This is a genomic window from uncultured Thiodictyon sp. (genome assembly GCF_903946935.1).
Classification (GTDB): domain Bacteria; phylum Pseudomonadota; class Gammaproteobacteria; order Chromatiales; family Chromatiaceae; genus Thiodictyon.
This window is the reverse complement of the sequence record NZ_CAJAXH010000006.1, coordinates 1-19617: the sequence shown is the minus strand read 5'-3', so window position 1 is coordinate 19617 and position 19617 is coordinate 1. Positions and strand designations below refer to the sequence as shown.

The following is a 19617-nucleotide window of genomic DNA, read 5'->3' as shown; positions in this document are numbered from 1 at the left end:
GGGCACACCGCCGACACCCAAGCTGCCTCCCGCAGAGGTTTGGATCAACCCGCCGGCCGCAGGCTTAACCGAGATCCAAGAGCCTCCCGAGCAACACTAAATTCGACACCCCGGTGTCTCATTTTCATTGACACATTCCGGTTTGGATCGACCGGCTCCGCGTCGGTCATTCGCAACCAATTCTCCCGCGCGACCTCGCCAAGAAACTGGTCAAACTCGGCACGCTCCATATCACTGGACTGGGCCCATCGCATCTCCTTAACGACGCAACGACGCATGAACGCTTCAGGCAAATCACGCTCGTCGTTTGAAGTAAACACCACCAACAGGCCACCGTCGATAGCCCGCTCAGATTGCCCGCCGCCCGCCACGGGAGACCACTCGACATCGAAGGGTTTGTGAATCCCATCCACCCGAAACCGACCGGCACCAAGGGTTTCCAGAAGATCGTTGGCAACCGCAGGATCGGCCTTGTCGATTTCATCGATCAAGACCACCGCCCCCTGTGGATGACGCTGGGCGTTCGCGGCAAACGGATCGGGGATCTCTGGGGCGTTATCGGTTACCTGCCCCTTGCGACTGGCTGCGGTGGGATTGAACGCCCACCAGAATGGACCGGGAATAAGATATTCGGAATGGTCCAGGTCTGTCCCGTCGCGTCCCGTACGCTGGGAACTTTGAGCGTCGGCCAAGCGGCGTACATAGTCAAACCGCCAAGTCAGGTCCTGCGCCTCCGTCCGGGACGTGACGACATGGCGATAGAAACGCCAGTTCAAGGCGGTTGCCGCGGCCTCCGCGATCGTGGACTTTCCGATCCCAGGCTCGCCCTTCAACAACAGGGCGCGCCGCGTTGCCAGGGCGACGTTCAAGGTCAGCACCACATCGTGCTTCCAGCAATAGATCAGGGGGCGCCTGATACCCGCCACTTCAGTGGTCGGCGCTGGATCGAAAATCTTCTTATAGGACGGTGCAGTCGCAAGCGATTCAGACATAAGTCGTCCTCAGCGTAAATGGTTAAATCAATGTCGTGTCGTATCCGCATCTGCGTTCAAACACTCGTTAAGTCGCTTGCCTGCATACAGGTCGAGCGAAATCTCGATGACATCGTGTTGAAACGCCCTGAGCTTATCGAGGACCTGGGGTTGCTGCCGATTAACGGCCATCAAAATGCAGGGTGGAGGCCCTTGCCATTTAACAAACTGTCGCAACACCGCGGGTCGGGCGGATGCCACATGCAGAAGGCCGGAGAGCTTATTCGAGGAGTGCCCTTCCAAGAGTCGAGCCGTCGGATCGATGATAAGGGGCAAACGATTGTCGCAGTATGCCGATTTTGCCATTTTGGAAACGGTATCGCATAGCGCAGAGATGTTTCGATAGAGTTCGCAGCTGGTGTCAACAACGTGTGCGAGGGCGGCGCTGCGGTGCAAGTCGTCGAAATCTCTCAGTAGATCGTGAACTAACCGACTGTCGGGTCGGCCGTCATTGCGGTCCGCCGCTGGAGCGAGATCCGCGGCCACAAGAAAAAACTCATAAAAGACCTGCGTCCAATCTATTTGCTTTGCAGCACTGATTTCCAGATTGTAAACGAAGGCAAAGGTCCGTGCGCAGGCATTCTTGTCGGACCAGCTATCGCAAAAGCGTACGGCCGACTCTACAGAAACCCACAACCGCTGGAAATAGCGCTCAATGTCCGATTGCTCAGGTCCGCCAGCCCCCCGATTGTTCTCACACGCCCCCCTAAAATCACCCACCACCCGCGCGGCGTTTTCATAATAGGGCTTGAAATATTCAGTATCCAAGGGCTCTCGCGGGTGCGGGCCGGACAGCAAGGCATGGGCCAATGCACGATCGGCGCGCGCATCCCCTTGTTCCCGAATATACTGATCAAACCGCTCCTGAGCGGACTCCCTCCGATTGCTCGGAATCAATAAGCTGATCAGTGCATCGCGCCGGGTAAACGGGCGGGTATGGCACAAGACATGATCGACAAAATCGGCGACTGGGTCGTTGTATTCTTCGGCATGTGCTTAGCGGGAAACATCATGTGCCGGCGCCGAAGCCATAGAGAGGGTCTTGATCTCATCGGCAATAATTCCGGCATCGGCATTCAAGCAATGGTCATCACGGGACGGGTCCAATGATCGACATTGTAATTCATCCAGGCGCAGGATGGCCCACTTTGCCAACGCGTGGGTGTGGCGGTCCGTGCCGACGAAAATCGGCACAATCTGGCGAAGTTTCCCGGATGTCTTGCGATGATAAAGCAGGGACGCTTCATAAAACAGCCAAGCGCGATCAATGAGCAGCGCGTGATTGGCGGGTGCCGAGTCACTGGCATTCATGTCAGAGGTGAGAAACAGGATACCGCTATCGCACCGGTCCAACTCCATCAACAAATCGAGTCGCCAAAAACTGCCTCTGTTACGTTTTCTGTGGGTAGCGGGGTTTTCCCCCGCCCCACCGACACCCATCTAGGGCACCATTGAAAAACCTGTTGCTGTGGCTGTGGAGTTGTGGGCGAGAGGCCCGAGAGTGTGGGCAACCGGTGGGCCGCGCCAGCACGGTGCTCACCGACTGCGCGGTGGCCGCGGCGCGGTCCATCGGTTGTCCACACGTCCCGCAGGGCTCGGGCCGGTCCGAAGGACTCGTCCACAAATCCACAGGCAGCCCGCGTGAGGGTACTGCCATGAATCATCCGTCGTCGTCCTTGTTCACCGTCGCCCTGGGCCTGCAAGCGCCCTGGGAGGTGGTCAATGTTGCCTTCGATCCCGGTGCGGGGCGCATCGATTTGCAGGTTGCCTTCAGGCCGGGAACGCGTTTTACCTGCCCGCATTGCGGGGCGGAACACCAACCGGTACACGACACCCTGGAGCGGGAGTGGCGTCACTTGAACTTTTTCCAGTACCAGGCATACCTGCGCGGCAAGGTGCCGCGGGTGCGCTGCCGCGCCTGCGCCAAGACGACGCAGGTGGCGGTACCGTGGGCGCGCCCTGACAGCGGTTTTACCCTGCTGATGGAAGCCCTGCTCGTCACCCTGTGCCAGGCGATGCCAGTCCGTCAGGTGGCGCAGCTGCTGGCGGTTAGCGACATGCGCGTGTGGCGCACCCTGGACCACTACGTCGAGCAGGCGCGCGTTCAAGAAGACTTCGCAAGCGTCTCCGCGGTCGGTCTGGACGAGACCGCCGCGCGACGCGGGCACGACTACATCAGCCTCTTTCACGATCTGGAGGCGGGGCGCTTGCTGTTCGCCTGCGAAGGGCGCAAGGCCGAGGTCGTGGCCCAGTTTGCCGACGACCTCGAAGCCCACGGCGGCTGTGCCGAGAACGTCCGCGCGGTCTGCATCGACATGTCCACCAGCTATCGCGCCGGCGTCGCCGAGCACCTGCCCTGGGCGGCCGTCACCTTCGACGAGTTCCATGTCATCCAACTGGTCAACAAGGCGGTCGACGAGGTCCGCCGCCAAGAGGCGAAATCCACCCCCAGCCTCAAACGGAGCCGCTACCTGTGGCTCAAAGACAAGCAGGACTGGAGCGCGCGCCAGATCGCCCACTACGCCGACCTCAAGCGCCTGAACCTCAAGACTCACCGGGCGTTTCGGATCAAAGAAGCCCTACGCGAGATTTTCCACCGTGCCGCCAACCGCGCCGAGGCCGAACCACTGCTGGAGCAGTGGTACAGCTGGGCACGCCGCTGCCGCCTCGAACCCATCAAGCAGGTCGCCACGACCCTCAAGAACCACTGGGACGGCATCCTCAACGCCTTCGATTCCAAACTCACCAACGGCCGGGTCGAAGGAGCCAACTCGCTCATCCAGGCAGCCAAGGCGAAGGCCCGTGGCTATGGCACCACCAAGCACCTGATCACCATCGCCTACCTCATCGTCGGCAAGCTTAGTCACCTGCCGACATCCCCCTTCAAACACAACGCCCGTGCCACGCTCGCAGGGTGAATCAAAAGCGTCAGACCCTTTGCCCACACCAAACGTAATAGAGCCCAAAAACTACCGGCTGAAATTGCGGCATCCTTGAAGATCGTATGCTGACCGTCGTCAAGACGCTTCGATGGGATGAGTACATCACGATCACGTAGCGCACGTTCAAGGGCCGCGAGGCTACGCTCCCCGTCACGCCGGCTGTAACTTAAAAACCAATGCACGACGCCCCCTTAACGATTAGCGTGACACCCGATGTTGCCCACATGTTGGCCAACGACGACACACCCCAATAGTCTGTGAGGACTTAGCAGTGCCCCGCGAGGACACATCATCAGCATTCGCCAAGAACATATCCGGCGCTCCGAGTCCTAATGGTGAACAACCTTTGTCCGAGCTCGCCGACCTGGAAATGGATGGCAAATCCAGCCGCTTGATACGTGTTTTTCTGCCAATTTTAGTAGCCCAGATCGCTCCCCGCAAGCGCGTTCTTGGGCTCAGATTGCAGAAATGCTTCGTTGTCTGCGCAGGCATCACGGCCTAAAACGCGTTCTCAAGTACCACTGCGTGGAGCAAGCCGCTTTTGTTCGTGAGCGGGCACTCTCCCAACCCAAGGGGCGCCCCGGCCAAGTGCGCCCATGGCGAAGATGGCGACAGTCACCAACCCAGTCGGTTACACTGGCACATCCCAACACGGATCATCCCAATCATGCCCTTTGTCTTCCAAGAGCATCCGCTACGCCGCGCCCTGACGGCTGAACTTCACGCCCGCACCTTCGAGCCGCTGCGTGCCCCCGAGCGGCTGTCTCATCTCGCGGTGGTGTGCGGCGAGCAGGGGACGGACCGCAATATCGAACACCTCAAGCGCCTGCTGGAGCACTATGACCAGCCCATCCCGGAGACGGTCGACCAGCACTACGCGGTGAACCTGGGGCCGATGCGCCTGCGCTGGGAGCGTCACACCGAGTTCGTCACCTACACCTTCAGTAAACGCGGTGCCTTCACGCATCCGTTCGCCTCACCCGTGCTCGACGAGCTCCCGCAGGAGTGGCTGCGCGACCTGCCCGACGAGGTGATCTCCGCGGTGTCGCTCGCGGTGGATTCCTGTGCGACGCCGGAGCGCGACAACGACGAACTGACCGATCTATTCGACGGCAATCCAGTCATCGGCTCCGAGGCAGTCGGCGGGTTGGCGCGCGTCTGGTCGGACTTCAGGATCCATTCCGACGGCTTCGTGCGCATCCTGATACGCGACTGTAGCCTGTCCGAGAACCAGGCTGGGCGACTCGCCAAACGGATACTGGATATCAACACCTACCGGGGGCTCGCCTTGATCGGGTTTCCGCTGGCAAGGCAGGTGGCACCCTCGCTGACTGACGCCGATCATCGGCTGGCGATGCTCGCATCGCGGATGTCCACCCAGGGGAAGTCGGCAGACGTCGCCTTCGAGAGCGAACTGTTGGCCGAGCTGACCAATCTCGCCGCCGAGATCGAGGCGATCTCGGCCCGTACGACCTATCGTTTCGACGCCTCGCGTGCCTACTACGGGATGGTCCGCAAGCGGCTCGAGCAACTGCGTCAACAACGCATCGAGGGCTTGCAGACCTTGACCGAGTTTCTCGACGCCCGCCTGGCACCCGCGATCGCCACCTGCGAGTCGACCCAACGACGCCTGACCGACTTGGCCGAACGCGCGGCCAGGCTCACCAGCCTCTTGCGAGCGCGGGTGGAGGTCTCGCTGCAAGAGCAGAATGGCCAGCTACTGGAGTCGATGGATCGCCGCGCGCATCTGCAATTGCGCCTCCAGGAAACGGTCGAGGGACTGTCGGTCATCGCAATCGGCTATTACGGGGTGGGGCTCATCGGTTACCTACTCAAAGGTCTGGAACATGGCGGGCTGCACATCGACGCCACGCTCGGCATGGGCATCGCGGTGCCGCTGGTCGTCGGCGTCGCCTGGCTGGGACTGCGGCGGGTCAAAAAGCACCTGACCGGCGCCGATTGACGCTGCCCCGCAGTCAGGCCGCGTTCGCCCGCCCGCCCCGCTCATCCAACTCGCGCATCAACGGATAGAGGCTCTCGGTTTCACGTTGGATACGATCGAGCACCAGCTCGAACATCTGATTGGTGTCGCGCACGAAGGCCGCATGGTCAGCGATCTTCAACTCGCGCTTGCGCTCGTCGCACCAGTCCTTGCGGTAGCGGGCGAAGATCCGCTTGATCTCCATGGAGCCGGAGAGAAAGCGGTCGGCGACGTTGGTCAGATTGCGATCCTGGCTCTGAATGAGACGCCCGCAGAAGCTTGTATCCACTTCTTCCATGTGGTTGCGAACCGCGGCCAAATATTCAAAGAAGAGCCGCCGCGCGCAGTCCGAATCACAGAGTTCACGCCGCTGGATGAGGTAGAGGAAGACGTTGGACATCTCCGTGATGTTATGGATTTGTTGGTGGCATCTCGTGAAATTGATCATGTGTACTCCACCCCGCCGAGGGGCGCTGAAGGACTGCCGAAAAAAATGGTTCCCGTTCGTGCCCCGCTCCGGCCGTCCCGCGGAAGAGACGGGTGCGGTGGTGAAAAACGTAACGCCCCGGCGCGCGCTTTACAAGCAAAAAATCGCGACGGCCGGATCTTCGCCCAGTCGAACCGGTCCCGGGCTCAATACAGGGGGGACGGCGTCGGCGGCGCGGGTTTGGGCAGACCGCGCACCACGGCGGCCACGTCCTCGCTGAAGGCACCCAGGGCCGCGCTCATGGCGGCAATGAGCGCCCCCCGGTCGGCGCCTTGGCGCAACGCCTGACGGTAGCTGGTCTCGCGGACCGCCAGCGCCTGCTCCAGCCGGGGGTCCAATACCGCCCAGCGCACCTTCAGTACGGCCGCCCCCGTCGGCGTGCCCTCGAAGGTCAACACGTCCGCTGAAACCCTGAAATCGAGCGGATAACGGACCTCGCTCGGGAAGATGACGATCCGGCTGGTGCCGAGCAGATAGCCCAGATTCTCGCTCCAGACCCGCAGAAAATCGTCCTGCAAGGTGCCGCCCCAGCGGTTGAACTCATCCACGACCAGGCCATTGGCCCCATCCCGGGAGACGATCTGTGGCCGATCCAGCGCCGTGGGAAAGGTCACGGGGCCGAGCCCAATGCCGATGGCCCCACCGCTCGTCGCCCCGCGCCCATCCGCTGCCGGCAAGGGCCTGAGCGTGTAGAAGGTCGCCGGCGGTGAAGCGGCACAACCGAGGAGCGACAGGCCCCCGACCAGGGTAGCCGCCAGCGTGCAGGCCAGCCCTGACACCCTGACCCTGGCGTTCATCGCCCGCCCGCCTTGCCCTTGAGCAGCGCCTCCGGATGGCGCTCCAGATAGTCCGCCAAGAGCCGCAGTGAGCGCGCCGCGGCAGTCAATTCCTGGAACATCTTCTGCGACTCGATATAGATGGGCGAGTTTTCTGCGACCACGTCACTGGCATCCTTCATCGTGGCCGTCGTCGCCCGCAGCGCCGCGGCGAGCTCGGGAGCGATCTCGCCGTTGAGGCGCTCCGCGGTCTGGCGCAACGCGGCCAGCGCCGCCGCGGTCTCGGCGATCGCACCCTTGAGTTCCGGGGAGCCGACGATCGTCTTGGCGCTCGCCGCCGCCGCGGCCACATCGCGGCCGATCTGCTCGATGGGCAGGCCGTCGAGCTTATCGAGGATGCTGTTCGCCCTGGTCGTCAGAGCCTCCATCGAGGTCGGCACGGTCGGCAGCACCAGATAGTCCCCGTGCCGCCCCAGCGGCTCCGGCGCCGCTTTGGGATAGAAGTCCAGGTCCACATAGAGCTCGCCGGTCAGCAGGTTGCTGGACTTGAGCTGGCCACGCAACCCATTGGCGACCAGCCGCTCGATCACCTTGATCCGGCCACCCTGAGCCGGGGCGCCACGCACCCCGATGCGCCCCGGCTCGACCTCGACCAAGACCGGGATTTGGAACTCGAGGTCCTCGACGTTGAAGGTCAATTGCACGTCTAGGACCCGCCCGATGGCGATCCCCCGCAGCATGACCTGCGCACCCACCGTCAGCCCATTCACTGACCCCTTAAAATACAACAAATACTGCTCCTTGTAGGCATAGGTCTTGGCATGGGCCTCAGTGCGGCTCGGGTAGAGCGGAAAGACCTCCTGGGAGCGGGCCGGCTTGCCCTCCTCGTCGATAGTCTCCGGTGTGTCGAAGGAGACGCCGCCGATCAGGACCGACAGGAGCGACTGGGCGTCCACCCGCACCCCGGCGGTGGAGATCGCCACATCCACCCCGCTGGCATTCCAGAAGCGCGTATTGGTTTGGACGAGTCGATCATGGGGAGCGGAAATGAACAGCTCGATACTCACCGCCTGGCCGTCCGCGGCCAGTTCATAACCCACCACCTGCCCCACCTCGATCTGCCGGTAGTAGACCGGGGAACCGAGGTTCAGCGACCCCAGGGCCGGCGCCCGCAGCACGAAACGCTTGCCCGGCTCCGAGGTAGTGAAGAGCGGCGGTTCATCCAGTCCGCGGAAGCGGCGTTCGCTCTCACCCTCGATCACCGGATCGATGGCGATATAGGGTCCCGACAACAGCGTGTCGAGCCCGGACACCCGGCTGGCGGTGACCCGCGCACGTTCCACCCAGAAACGGGTGTGCTTCGTCAGGTAGGGGGCGGAGCCGTACTTGAGTTGGGCCGTCACCAGGACCGACTTGAGATCCGGACTGACATCGATGGCCGTCACCTCCCCCAGGGCCACGTCCTTGAATTTGACCTTGGTCTTGCTGGGCTGGAGCCCGGCCGCGGAGTTAAACTCAATCTGGATGGTCGGCCCCTCGTCGGCGAAGGTCTTATAGGCGAGCCAGCCGCCGCTGGCCAGGGCCACCAGGGGGATCAGCCAGACGATCGAGAGCCGCACCGGCCGCAGCCCCACGGCCTGCGGCAACGCGTCGCCCGACCAGTCCTCGGACCGGCCGGGCACCGGGGGGGAGCGATCCGGGGTCGGGTCGGGGGTCGGGTCGGGGGATACCCCAAGCGCGGTCTCTGACATGATCCTCCCCTTAGTGCGACACCGGGTCCTGATCCAGAACATCCCAGATCAGCCGGGGGTCGAATGACATGGCGGCGAGCATGGTGAGGACCACGACCGCGCAAAAGAAGATGGCCCCCGACTCCGCCTCGACGCTCGCCAGATTGCCCAATCGCACCAGTGCGACCAGGATAGTGACGACGAAGACGTCGACCATGGACCAGCGGCCGATCGTCTCGATCAGCCGATAGAGCCGGGTGCGTTCCCGCGGCCGCCATGCCGAGCGCACCCCCACCGAGATCAAAAGGAAGCAGAGGATCAGGATCTTGAGCAAGGGCACGACGATGCTGGCGACGAAGACGATCGCCGCGAGCGGCCACATGCCGTGGGTCAGGAGATACACCGCCCCGCTCAGGATGGTATCCGATCGACTGCTCCCGAGCGAGGTGACGGTCATGATGGGAAGTAGATTAGCCGGCAGGTAAAAGATCACCGCGGCCGCGAGGAGCGCCCAGGTCCGCTGGAGACTCGCGGGCTTGCGCGCATGCAGGACCGCGGTACAGCGCGGGCAGCGCCAGCGGCGGCCGACCCGCGGCGCCGCACGTCGCGCAACCACCAAATCGCAGACCGTGCAGCCGAGCACGTCATCGCCGGGGCGGCGTGGCTGCGCCGCCACGCCCGGCGGCAACGGCACCCGCGACCACACCAGGTCCGGGTCCAAGGCCGCCTGGGCCGCGGCCAGGACGAGAATCAGGGCGGCGAACGCGAACAGGGAGACGCCGGGGACGATGGTCGCCATCTCTGATAACTTAACCACCGAGACTAGGACGCCCAACATAAAGACGTCAGTCATGCCCCAGGGGGCCAAGGTGCGGACATGCCGAAACAGCGTCGGCAGCCAGGACGGCATCCGACCGCGACTGAGCGGTATCAGCACCACCAGCAGCAGGGCCAGTTGTAAACCGGGGGCCAGCACGCTGGTGAAGGCCACCACCACCGCAATCTCCCACTTGCCCTGCTCATACAGGTTGAGGATGCCGCTGACGAGCGTCGTCTGCGTCTCTTGTTCCTGCATCGCGAACGACAGGAAGGGCCAGGTGTTGGCAATCACAAACAGCGTCAGTGCCGCCACGGTCAGGGCGAGCGTGCGATTCAGACTGTCCGGGCGATGACGATGCAGCACCCGGGCGCACCGCACACAGGCGCTCGCACCCCCCGGCGGCAGTTCCGGGTTGCGCTGGAGCAGACCGCAATCCGGGCATTGGGTGAGAGGATCAGACATCGGTCAGTCAGGGCAGACAGGACACCTATCCACGTTAAGCGATACACGCTCATCTGTCCACGGGGGAACGCAGACGTCACCCGCCCGGGTTCGGCTCGGCAAGGCTCGGATCGAGCGTATGCTCGGTGCGGCAGCGCTGCACACGATGATCGCGCACGCCCAGGGCCGCGAGGCGCTCGCGAAGTACCGCCAGCTCCGCGGGGCCGTCCCGGCCGGGCATCGGGGTGGTACGCACCTGGAACGCCACCCCGGCATCCAACAGCAGGGCCAGACTCGCCCAGGCGCGCTCGCCCGAGCCGGGGACGCCGGTAACCGCCGGGTAGTCGGCCGGCAGGGCCTTGATGTCGAGCCCGACCCAGTCGAGCAGGGGCAACAGGGCCTTGAGCCGCGCCGGGAAGGCGCCCGAGGTGTGGAGCCCGATCTTGAAACCCAGGGCGCGAACCTCATTCATGGCCGCCGCCAGGGTGGGCTGCAAGGTCGGCTCGCCGCCGCTGAAGACCACCGCGTCGAGTAGCCCGCGGCGACTTTGCAGGAAGGTACGCACCTCCGCCCAAGGGATCAGGTCCGGCGAACGCGGGGGCAGCAGGTGGCCGTTGTGGCAGTAGCGGCAACGCCAGGGACAGCCCTGGCAGAAGACCACCGCGGCGAGTTCGCCAGGGTAGTCGACGGTGGTCAGGGGGGTGAGACCACCGACACGCAACTCGGGCGGGGCGCCTGGCGCCGCCGCCGGCACCGCGGTCATTAGATCCGGCGACTGCGCAATTCCCATGGCGACTCCTTAAACCCAAAATCCGGCCATCGCTCACGCCAAGGCGCCAAGCTCGCCAAGAAACACAACAGGGTAGACCTGCATCCAGATCACCCTCGGGGCGCACAGCGCCCAACGCCTGCGTGACACCGCTGGAGCGGTGTCACGAGAGGGTCTTGCTCAGGCGGCGGCCTGGTGCAGGACGCGCAGGGGCGTGCCGCGCGGGTTTTCGGTGAAGTAGCAGCGCTCGCCATGCTCGGCGCGCTTGCCGACGTTGAAGGCGGCGACCGGGCGGTGGTAGCCCATGACCCGGGTCCAGACCTCGCACCTGGTGCGCTCTTGCGGGTTCAGGGTCACGGCGTTCTGCTCATTCATGGTCGCTCTCTCTTCTTGACGAATAGTGGTGTTCATTGACGATTAGGCCTTGGCTACCCGTTTGCGCGCGATCAGTTCCTCATCGCACATCGGGCAGAACTCGTGTTCGCCGGCCAGATACCCGTGCTTGGGACAGATGGAGAACACGGGCGTGACGGTGATATAGGGTAGGCGGAAGTTGGTCAGTGCGCGGCGCACCAGCCGCTTGCACGCCTCCACACTGGAGACCTGCTCGCTCATATACAGGTGCAGCACGGTCCCGCCGGTATAACGGGATTGCAGCGGTTCCTGCATCGCCAGCGCCTGGAAGGGATCGTCCGTGAAGCCCACCGGCAACTGGGTGCTGTTGGTGTAATAGGGCGCGTCCGCGGTCCCGGCCTGAAGGATGTCCGGGTAGCGCTTCTGGTCCTCACGGGCGAAGCGATAGGTGGTCCCCTCGGCCGGGGTCGCCTCCAGGTTATACATATGCCCGGTGGACTCCTGGAACTCCACCATCCGTGCGCGCACCCGATCCAGCAGCCGGATCGCCAGCGCCTGCCCCGCCTCGGACGTGATGTCGTCCTGATCGCGGGTGAAGTTGCGGATCATCTCATTGATGCCGTTCACGCCGATGGTGGAGAAGTGATTGCGCAGGGTCCCGAGATAGCGCTTGGTATAGGGGAAGAGCCCCGCATCCAGGTGACGCTGCACCACCTTGCGTTTGATTTCCAAGCTATTACGTGACAGTTCGAGCAAGCGGTCCAGGCGCGCCATCAGGGCCGGCTCGTCGCCCGGGTATTCATAACCCAGGCGGGCGCAATTGATGGTGACCACCCCGACCGAGCCGGTCTGCTCGGCCGAGCCAAAGAGGCCATTGCCGCGCTTGAGCAGTTCCCGCAGGTCGAGCTGCAGGCGGCAGCACATGGAGCGGACCATATTCGGCGTCAGCTCGGAGTTGATGAAATTCTGGAAATACGGCAGGCCGTATTTGGCGGTCATGGCAAACAGCCGATCCGCGTTCTCACTCTCCCAGGGGAAGTCCGGGGTGATGTTGTAGGTCGGGATCGGGAAGGTGAAGATCCGGCCCTTGGCATCGCCCTCGGTCATCACCTCGATATAGGCGCGGTTGATCAGGTCCATCTCGGCCTGGAGGTCGCCATAGGTATAGGGCTGCTCCTCGCCGGCGATCACCGGTATCTGCTCGCGCAGGTCCTCGGGGCACACCCAGTCGAAGGTGAGATTAGTAAAAGGTGTATTGCCGGTGATGAAGGTCTTGCCGTGGCGGCGCGCCACGAAGGTGCCGTTACGGGTGGTCGGGCACCAGACCTTGCCCTTATAGGGCCGACGCTCAATGAGCTGGATATAGGTCTCGCGATTGCGGATCAGGTTCAGTACATGGACGCCCGAGTCCTGGCGCGTATAGACGCTGCTCCCGTAACCGGCCAGCGCACACAGTTCCTGGAGTGCGTCCAGGTTGTCTCGATCATTGGTGTAGATGCGTGTGCGGCCATTCGGCTCGACGCTCCCATCGCCCTTGATATAGGTGTCGAGGAATAGCTGAATCTGGCGAAGCGAGAGGGTGCGGATGACCGCCGGAACGCACTTGCGCTCCAGGTGGCTCAGCACGAAGTCGCTGCCTTCCTTATTCAGCCGATAACGGTAGACTGGATAATTCGCGTAGGTCCCCGTCTTCTCCAACAGGTGATAACTCAGCCCCAATTCCTCGAGCAGCCAGGCAATCTCCGCGGCGTTCTCCGGATGGCCGGTCGATTGGAACAGGCTGATCCGGCGACGCCCGGCGCTGAAATCGAAGTTGCCGTCGGCGACCACCCAGGCCAGCAGCATCACCACCCGGTCGTCGATCTCAAGCCGCGAGTCGGTCTCCCAGGCGTTGGGGATGATGACCGGGGACTTGAGGGCGGCGACCTCTTCGATGTCCTCCAGGACCCAGCGGTTGTCGCTGTTGAAGACCTTGCGCAAGACCTTGTGCCCCGGGGTAATCCATTGCTCCTGGGTGCGGTTGCGCAACACATACATATCGCCGTCGAAGTCGTAGGCCTTCACGGCCAGCGGCTCGAGATATTCCAAGCGATTATTGCGCCAATCGAAGGTCGCGATCCGCTCACCCGACTGGAGCTGGTCATAGCGCTTCCAGCCGTGCTCGGTCAGGCACTCGGTTTCCGCGTCGACACACTGAGTCCCCCAGCGCGAGGGCACATTCAGGTTATAGATCAGTTCCTGGATGTACTGGCGCACCTGCCGATAGTCGAGCCCGTCCTTGCGCACGAAGGGGGCCATATAGGTATCGAAGCTGGAGAAGGCCTGGGCACCTGCCCATTCGTTCTGCAGGGTTCCCAGAAAGTTCACAATCTGCCCCACCGCGCTCGACATGTGTCGCGGCGGCCCCGCCTCGACCCGCCCGGGCACGCCGTTCAGCCCCTCGTGCAGCAGGGTACGCAGCGACCAGCCGGCGCAGTAGCCGCAGAGCATGTCCAGATCGTGGATGTGGACGGCGCCGTCGCGGTGGACCTCCCCGATCTCGGGCGGGTAGACGTGCGACAGCCAGTAGTTGGCGATCATCTTGCCGGAGGTGTTGAGGATCAGCCCGCCGAGCGAGTAGCCCTGGTTGGCGTTGGCGGCGACGCGCCAGTCCGAACGATCCAGGTACTCGTCGATGGAGGCGGCCACGTCCACCAAGGTGCGGCTGTGGTCGCGCAGCCGGGTGTGCTGCTCGCGGTAGACGATGTAGGAGCGCGCGGTCTCGAAGTGGTTGGCCGCGATCAGCGTCTGCTCCACCACGTCCTGGATCGCCTCGATGTCGGGCAGCCGCCCGCCGCCGAAGCGGTGGGCCAGGACCTTGACCACCTGGGCCGTCAGCAGCCGCGCCTCCATGTCCCCATACTCGCCGCTCGCCTGGCCGGCGCGCAGGATGGCGAACTCGATCTTGGCGGCATCGAAGGCGACCTCCAGCCCGTCCCGCTTCAAGACACGCAGGGGCAGACTGACGATAGTGTTGGATGCGCTCGCCATGGCAGGGTTTCCCTCTGAAATACTAGATGTTGTGCTACGGAATCTTCGGATCACAGTATATAGGGGGTGGGTGCTCAGGGCAAGACAACCGGGACGCTCACCCCGAGGGTCCGAACGCGGCTGGAAGCGGGCGCTCGAAGGGACTTAATGGGGGGTCCGGAACGCCCCACTCAGAGTCTGCATGCGCTTGAAATCGGGTCGCCAGTGGGGCCTGGTTATGCCCGACAAAGTGACACCCCATGCTGTCTGCATACGCTGGAAGTCGGGGGCCCAGCGGGACAGGAGGCCTTCAACATAGCGGAGGCTCTTAAAGCTGGAGTATAGGGCTTTCATGTGAGGCTCCGTGGGGGGTGGGTCGGTTTATCCACATGAGCCCCCACCGAGTACACTTCCCAATCTGCGACATTCACGGCTGAAAGCCGCACCGCGGAACCCTGCACGAGCAGGACGGCTTGGGTGCCTTGGCGGGTGTGGCGTACTGACTGCACTGTGCCGCGGCGATCTGAGGGGATGTGGCGCACTACTCCTCCTGAGCAGAGCTTTTGAAGGTCATTGAGGGTCACTTGCGGAGTTCCTCCAAGTGCGGGTGTGGTCACGCAACCGGGTGTGTTGCTCGCGGTAGACGATGTAGGAGCGGGCGGTCTCAAAGTGGTTGGCCGCAATCAGCGTCTGCTCCATCACGTCTTGGATCGCCTCGATGTCCGGCGCCCGGGTGTGGCCGAAGCGGTGGGCCAGCACCTTGACGACCTAGCAGGCTGTCGGGCTTAGTGATACAACCGATTGAAGTAAAAGAGTTTTCCCTTGTGCATCAAAAAGCGTGTTTCCTTTCTTATCAATCGGTTACGCTATCAAGTCCGACAGGCTGCTAGGCCGTCAGCAGCCGCGCATCCATATCCCCATACTCGCCGCTCGCCTGACCGGCACGCAGGATGGCGGACTCGATCCTGGCGTCATCGAAGGCGACCTCCACGCCGTCCCGCTTGAGGACGCGGGTGGGCAGGCTGGCGATATTGTTGGGCGCGCTTGCCATGGCAGGGTCTCCCTCTGAAATACTAGATATTGTGCTGCGGACTCTTCAGATCACAGTATATAGGGGGTAGGTGCTCAGGGCAAGACAACTGGGACACTCACCCTCGGGGGTCTGCAGGCGCTTGAAATCGGGTGTACGGAGGGACAAGGCAGAGTCGCAATTTGGACTGTGTGGGGTGCTTGTCAACCGAACAAACGATCACCCCACTGAGACTAACGATGAAGACCTTTCGTGATTTGTCTGCAGGCGCTTGAAATCGGGTGCATGGAGGGACGTGCACGCCAAGCCAACTGCCCAAGTGTGCACTGTCTGCTGGCGCTTGAAACCGAGTGCCCAGCGGGACCCTCGCACGCATTTTCGGCAAAAATCGGTCCCCACGATGCTGCAGACGACCCCAGTATCGGTTATCGCGGGATACTTGCCAGCCGCCTCGCTCAAGAACAACGACTCGCCTTGTTTTAGCTTTCCTGCAAAAGCTAAAATAACGCCCAACCCTATTTTAGTTTCCAGCGTGGAGCGGCAGGCATGAAACAGTTTCAGGCGGGGAGACTCGTGGACCAGGGGACCTACCGCAGCTTCTCGCCCACCCCGCTGGACCACCCCTGGCAGATCGACGACATGGGGCTGATCCAGTTGCTCGGCGAGGCCGAACGGGAACTGGGCCGCCTGGACATGTTCTCGGACTATGTCCCCAACGTGGATCTCTACATCCGGATGCACGTCCTCAAGGAAGCAACCCAGTCGAGCCGAATCGAGGGCACCCGCACGAACATTGAGGAAGCCCTGCAGGAGCGCGAAGAGGTGGCCCTGGACCGGCGTGACGACTGGGAGGAGGTCCAGAACTACGTCGCCGCCATGAACGAAGCGGTGGAACGCCTGCCCGAATTGCCCCTATCCTCACGCCTGATCCGCGACACCCACCGCACCCTGCTGCAAGGGGTGCGCGGCCGGCACAAGCAGCCCGGGGAGTTTCGGCGCAGCCAGAACTGGATCGGCGGAGCCACCATCGACGATGCGGTCTTCGTACCGCCACTGCACACGGAAGTTCCCGACCTGATCGCCGACATTGAGGAATTCATACACAACGAGTCCTACCGGATACCAGATCTGGTCAAAATCGCCCTAGTGCATTACCAGTTCGAAACCATCCACCCCTTCCTTGATGGCAACGGACGCGTGGGCCGCCTACTCGTCACCCTCTACCTGGTAAGCAAGGGGGTTCTCAAACGACCGGTACTCTACCTTTCAGACTTCTTCGAGCGCAACCGCGGGCTCTATTACGACAACCTGATGCAGGTGCGCGAGCAGAACAACCTGATGCAGTGGCTTAAATTTTTCCTGGTCGGGATGATCGAAACCGCCCGTGGCGGAGTGGCCACCTTCGACGCCATCCTGAGGCTCCAGCGGGAGACGGACACCCGCATCGAGACCCTGGGCAGGCGTGCCGCCAAGGCCCGCAAGGTCATTGACTACCTATACGCCCAACCGCTGGCGCACGCCGCCCGACTAGGCGAGGCAGCGCAACTCTCGCCGGCCGCAACCTACAAGCTGATCGCCGACCTGGAGCGGCTGGGCATACTCAAGGAGACCACCGGCGGCAAGCGCGGCAAGACCTATGCCTTCGCGCAGTATCTGGGGCTGTTCCAGTCGTAGCCTGGATGCAGCGCAGCGAAATCCAGGTCCCCGCTGCCGCCCGCCGACCCTTTCGACCATCCGCGAACTCGCCCCGGATTCCGCTGCGCTCCATCCGGGCTACGGAGAGGTCGCAGTGAACTCAGGCGTCGCGACCGAAATCGCGTGTGAACTGCTCCAGCTTCCTGGTATCCGCCGCAAACATCCGGATACCCTCGGCCAGTTTCTCAGTGGCCATGGGCTCCTCGTTCAGCGCCCAACGGAAGGCACACTCGTCGTAGCTGACCTTGGGGATATCCAGGGTCAGGGCCTTGGCGGCATCGAGCTGACGGACGAGCGGCGCGTCGCGCGCGGCCAACTCCGCGAGCAGCGCCGGGGCGATGGTCAGATAGTCGCAGCCCGCCAGCGCCAGGATCTCATCGATATTGCGGAAGCTCGCCCCCATGACCACCGTTTGATACCCGTGGCGCTTGAAATAGTTGAATATGCGGGTGACGGACAACACCCCGGGATCGTCCTGCGCGGGATAGCCGTCCACCTGCCGGTCCTTCTTGTACCAGTCCAGGATGCGCCCGACGAAGGGCGAGATCAGGGTCGCGCCGGCCTCGGCACAGGCCACCGCCTGGGCGAAGCTGAACAGCAGGGTGAGGTTACAGTGCAGGCCGCGCCGCTCCAATTGCTCGGCCGCGCGAATCCCCTCCCAGGTGGAGGCGATCTTGAACAGGACCCGGGCGCTGGCGTCGATCCCGGCCTCTTCGTAGAGCCCGACCAGACACTCGGCACGGCGGATGGTCGCCGCGGTGTCGAAGGACAGGCGGGAGTCGATCTCGGTGGAGACGCGCCCGGGGACGATCTTGAGGATCTCGGCGCCAAAGTCCACCGCCAGCCGGTCCATGGTCCATTGGGTCTGCGCCTGGGGGTCACCGCCGCCCCGCTCCCGGCCGAACCGCACGGCATCCTCCACCAGCCCGCGGTACTGGGGCAACTGCGCTGCCTTCAGCAGCAGCGACGGGTTGGTGGTCGCGTCCTGCGGCCGGTACTCGGCGATCGACCCGAAGTCGCCGGTGTCCGCGACGACGGTGGTCATGGCCTTCAACTGTTCGAGACTGTTCATGGATCGACTCCCTCTGGTTGGCAAAAACTCGCTATCATGCCCATATGAATCTACGCGACCTAAAATACATCCTCGCCGTCGCCGAGACCCGCCATTTCGGGCGGGCGGCCGATCGCTGCTTCGTCAGTCAACCCACCCTGAGCGGACAGATCAAGAAGCTCGAGGATGAGCTGGGCGTGGTCATCTTCGAGCGCACCAACCGCTCGGTGGAGATCACCGCGGTCGGTCAGAGCATCCTGGCCCACGCCCGCCTGGCGGTCGAGCAGGCCGACGCCATCGACCAGATTGCCCGCGCCCATCAGGACCCGCTGGCCGGCCCCCTGCGGATCGGCGCCATCCCCACCCTGAGCCCCTACCTGATGCCGCTGGTGTTGGTGCCGCTCAAGCGCGCCTACCCCAAGCTGCGTCTGGTGCTGTCGGAGGAGATCACCGAATCGCTGGTCGGGCGACTGCACCGTCACGAAATCGACGCCGCCCTGCTCGCGACCACGCCCGAGGATGCGGACCTGGAGGCCCAGCCGCTGTTCGACGAGCCCTTTTGGCTCGCCCACCCGAGCAACCACCCGCTCTACGAGAAGGATGAGATCGAGGCGTCCGACCTGGAATCCATCGATCTGTTGCTGCTCGCCGACGGCCACTGCCTGGCCGCTCAGGTGATGCAGATCTGCCACCTGGATGAACGCCCCACCCGCGGCGAGATGGCAGACCTGCGCGCCGCCAGCCTGGAGACCCTGCTCCAGTTGGTCGGCGCCGGCTTCGGCTGCACCCTGGTCCCGGCCCTGACCATCCGCGGCGGCTGGATGACCGACAGCGGCATCATCGCCCGCCCGTTGACCCTGCTGCCGCAGGCCTTCCGGCGCATCTCGCTCGTCTATCGCCGCAGCTTCCCCCGCCGCGCCGCGCTGGACGCCTTTGCGCAGGTGGTGCGGGATCATTTGCCGAATACGGTGCGGCGGATTGCTGCGAGTTGAGGGCAAGGGGGCGGCCTCGGCGCAGTCATTCCGGGCGGCATCATGCAATCGATTTGGTGGATGCGGCGCGCGCGACCCAGGTACCCGGTCCCCGACACCGTGCGGCGCGCCTTATCCACCCTACGACGTAGCTGTAGGGTGGATAAGCGCAGCGCATCCACCAGAAATCCGGCTGGCCGCAACGATGATCAAGGTCCCCAAGACCGCCCTCGGAGTCAGTCACGCAGGGATCATTCAGGGACGCGCCAATCTATTTGGCTGCATCGGTCGCTTTGATAAGGACCTTCAGCATCTTGATCTGCGCCTGAATCCTGGCTATGTCAGCCTCACCCTTCGCGCTCTGCTCCCTCTGCTATTTAATAAAAGAGTCTAGTACCGCAGGATGAAAGTGCTCGGACCATGTCAAGCTAGGCTGCCAACGGCTTGCCTTGGTAGGTCCAGCGGAATGGTTTGGCCATTGTCTTGTTGAAATAGTCGATGAAGTTTTTGATTTTCTGGCAAAGGTCGTC

17 protein-coding genes are annotated in these 19617 nt (G+C 63.1%); 4 read left to right on the top strand and 13 right to left on the bottom strand.

The features are described 5' to 3' along the window. Positions 1–44: 44 nt before the first annotated feature. The 3 genes from QZX93_RS00305 to QZX93_RS00295 are packed head-to-tail and all read right to left on the bottom strand — an operon-like array spanning position 45 to position 2342. The gene (locus QZX93_RS00305; RefSeq protein WP_295384248.1) at positions 45–992 is read right to left on the bottom strand and encodes a MoxR family ATPase; all 948 of its coding nucleotides are present in this window, start codon (positions 990–992) and stop codon (positions 45–47) included. A gap of 27 nt (positions 993–1019) precedes the next feature. Continuing rightward, positions 1020–1976, bottom strand: coding sequence for a hypothetical protein (locus QZX93_RS00300; protein WP_295384246.1), 957 nt, complete (start codon positions 1974–1976; stop codon positions 1020–1022). A 51-nt stretch (positions 1977–2027) separates the two neighbouring features. Then, entirely contained in the window at positions 2028–2342 is a 315-nt protein-coding gene (locus QZX93_RS00295; protein WP_295394277.1) for a hypothetical protein, read from the bottom strand. Positions 2343–2686: 344 nt separating this feature from the next. On the opposite strand from QZX93_RS00295, the gene QZX93_RS00290 reads away from it, so the two are divergent. Both QZX93_RS00290 and QZX93_RS00285 read left to right on the top strand, forming a co-directional pair. Next, positions 2687–3949: an ISL3 family transposase gene (locus QZX93_RS00290; protein ID WP_295384242.1), complete on the top strand. Its 1263-nt coding sequence runs from the start codon at positions 2687–2689 to the stop codon at positions 3947–3949. A 691-nt stretch (positions 3950–4640) separates the two neighbouring features. After that, positions 4641–5936: a DUF3422 family protein gene (locus QZX93_RS00285; RefSeq protein ID WP_295384240.1), complete on the top strand. Its 1296-nt coding sequence runs from the start codon at positions 4641–4643 to the stop codon at positions 5934–5936. Between the two features lie 13 nt (positions 5937–5949). On the opposite strand, the gene QZX93_RS00280 is transcribed toward QZX93_RS00285, so the two are convergent. The 9 genes from QZX93_RS00280 to QZX93_RS00240 form a co-directional block, all read right to left on the bottom strand. Further along, positions 5950–6402, bottom strand: coding sequence for a hypothetical protein (locus QZX93_RS00280; RefSeq protein WP_295384238.1), 453 nt, complete (start codon positions 6400–6402; stop codon positions 5950–5952). 185 nt (positions 6403–6587) lie between these two features. After that, positions 6588–7238 (bottom strand): membrane integrity-associated transporter subunit PqiC, encoded by a 651-nt coding sequence (locus QZX93_RS00275; protein ID WP_295384236.1) that lies wholly within the window; start codon positions 7236–7238, stop codon positions 6588–6590. Then, positions 7235–8968, bottom strand: a complete 1734-nt coding sequence (locus tag QZX93_RS00270; protein WP_295384233.1) for an MlaD family protein — start codon at positions 8966–8968, stop codon at positions 7235–7237. Before QZX93_RS00270 ends, QZX93_RS00275 begins: the two co-directional genes overlap by 4 nt. A 10-nt stretch (positions 8969–8978) precedes the next feature. Next, on the bottom strand, positions 8979–10229 hold the full coding sequence (locus QZX93_RS00265) for a paraquat-inducible protein A (RefSeq protein ID WP_295384231.1): 1251 nt from the start codon (positions 10227–10229) through the stop codon (positions 8979–8981). A 76-nt stretch (positions 10230–10305) separates the two neighbouring features. Continuing rightward, on the bottom strand, positions 10306–10971 hold the full coding sequence (locus QZX93_RS00260) for an anaerobic ribonucleoside-triphosphate reductase activating protein (RefSeq protein ID WP_295384254.1): 666 nt from the start codon (positions 10969–10971) through the stop codon (positions 10306–10308). 186 nt (positions 10972–11157) lie between these two features. Next, a complete protein-coding gene (nrdD, locus tag QZX93_RS00255; RefSeq protein ID WP_295384228.1) occupies positions 11158–11352 on the bottom strand; it encodes an anaerobic ribonucleoside-triphosphate reductase in 195 nt (64 codons plus the stop codon). Between the two features lie 42 nt (positions 11353–11394). After that, positions 11395–14361: a ribonucleoside triphosphate reductase gene (locus QZX93_RS00250; protein ID WP_295384226.1), complete on the bottom strand. Its 2967-nt coding sequence runs from the start codon at positions 14359–14361 to the stop codon at positions 11395–11397. Positions 14362–14910: 549 nt separating this feature from the next. Next, entirely contained in the window at positions 14911–15099 is a 189-nt protein-coding gene (locus tag QZX93_RS00245; RefSeq protein WP_295384223.1) for an ATP cone domain-containing protein, read from the bottom strand. Between the two features lie 127 nt (positions 15100–15226). After that, positions 15227–15391, bottom strand: coding sequence for an ATP cone domain-containing protein (locus tag QZX93_RS00240; RefSeq protein ID WP_295384221.1), 165 nt, complete (start codon positions 15389–15391; stop codon positions 15227–15229). Between the two features lie 525 nt (positions 15392–15916). Between QZX93_RS00240 and QZX93_RS00235 the strand changes: the two genes are divergently transcribed. Then, positions 15917–17044 (top strand): Fic family protein, encoded by a 1128-nt coding sequence (locus tag QZX93_RS00235; RefSeq protein ID WP_295384219.1) that lies wholly within the window; start codon positions 15917–15919, stop codon positions 17042–17044. A 121-nt stretch (positions 17045–17165) separates the two neighbouring features. Here the strand turns inward: QZX93_RS00235 and tal are convergent, their stop codons facing one another. Beyond that, the gene (gene tal, locus QZX93_RS00230) at positions 17166–18137 is read right to left on the bottom strand and encodes a transaldolase (RefSeq protein WP_295384217.1); all 972 of its coding nucleotides are present in this window, start codon (positions 18135–18137) and stop codon (positions 17166–17168) included. A gap of 44 nt (positions 18138–18181) precedes the next feature. Here tal and QZX93_RS00225 point away from each other — a divergent pair, with 44 nt between their 5' ends. Beyond that, a complete protein-coding gene (locus QZX93_RS00225; RefSeq protein WP_295384215.1) occupies positions 18182–19108 on the top strand; it encodes a LysR substrate-binding domain-containing protein in 927 nt (308 codons plus the stop codon). The last annotated feature ends 509 nt before the right edge of the window (positions 19109–19617 follow it).